Origin of the sequence: Streptomyces sp. NPDC006283 (assembly GCF_040613325.1) — a bacterium.
GTDB lineage: Bacteria > Actinomycetota > Actinomycetes > Streptomycetales > Streptomycetaceae > Streptomyces.
The window spans coordinates 1-1,230 of the sequence record NZ_JBEXRZ010000339.1 but is presented as its reverse complement, the minus strand read 5'-3'; the positions used below and the strand labels follow the sequence as shown (position 1 = coordinate 1,230).

General features: G+C 55.9%; 2 rRNA genes (1 of these 2 only partly in view). Both read left to right on the top strand.

What is annotated here, in order from left to right:
- Positions 1-1,018: ribosomal RNA gene (locus ABZ070_RS35390) — 23S ribosomal RNA — on the top strand (it extends 1,726 nt beyond the left edge of the window).
- Positions 1,019-1,109: 91 nt separating this feature from the next.
- Positions 1,110-1,226, top strand: a 5S ribosomal RNA gene (gene rrf, locus ABZ070_RS35385).
- The last annotated feature ends 4 nt before the right edge of the window (positions 1,227-1,230 follow it).

The window sequence follows — 1,230 nt, the reverse complement described above, 5'->3', positions numbered from 1 at the left end:
GGGGCGAAGCTGAGAACTTAAGCGCCAGTAAACGGCGGTGGTAACTATAACCATCCTAAGGTAGCGAAATTCCTTGTCGGGTAAGTTCCGACCTGCACGAATGGCGTAACGACTTCTCGACTGTCTCAACCATAGGCCCGGTGAAATTGCACTACGAGTAAAGATGCTCGTTTCGCGCAGCAGGACGGAAAGACCCCGGGACCTTTACTACAGTTTGATATTGGTGTTCGGTTCGGCTTGTGTAGGATAGGTGGGAGACTGTGAAGCTTGGACGCCAGTTCAGGTGGAGTCGTCGTTGAAATACCACTCTGGTCGTGCTGGATGTCTAACCTGGGTCCGTGATCCGGATCAGGGACAGTGTCTGATGGGTAGTTTAACTGGGGCGGTTGCCTCCCAAAGGGTAACGGAGGCGCCCAAAGGTTCCCTCAGCCTGGTTGGCAATCAGGTGTTGAGTGTAAGTGCACAAGGGAGCTTGACTGTGAGACCGACGGGTCGAGCAGGGACGAAAGTCGGGACTAGTGATCCGGCGGTGGCTTGTGGAAGCGCCGTCGCTCAACGGATAAAAGGTACCCCGGGGATAACAGGCTGATCTTCCCCAAGAGTCCATATCGACGGGATGGTTTGGCACCTCGATGTCGGCTCGTCGCATCCTGGGGCTGGAGTCGGTCCCAAGGGTTGGGCTGTTCGCCCATTAAAGCGGTACGCGAGCTGGGTTTAGAACGTCGTGAGACAGTTCGGTCCCTATCCGCTGTGCGCGTAGGAGTCTTGAGAAGGGCTGTCCCTAGTACGAGAGGACCGGGACGGACGAACCTCTGGTGTGCCAGTTGTCCTGCCAAGGGCATGGCTGGTTGGCTACGTTCGGAAAGGATAACCGCTGAAAGCATCTAAGCGGGAAGCCTGCTTCGAGATGAGGACTCCCACCTCCTTGAGAGGGTAAGGCTCCCAGTAGACGACTGGGTTGATAGGCCGGATATGGAAGCCCAGTAATGGGTGGAGTTGACCGGTACTAATAGGCCGAGGGCTTGTCCTCAGTTGCTCGCGTCCACTGTGTTAGTTCTGAAGTAACGAACTCGCCTTTGTCGGCTGGTAGTTCGATATCTTCATAGTGTTTCGGTGGTCATTGCGTTAGGGAAACGCCCGGTTACATTCCGAACCCGGAAGCTAAGCCTTTCAGCGCCGATGGTACTGCAGGGGGGACCCTGTGGGAGAGTAGGACGCCGCCGAACAATC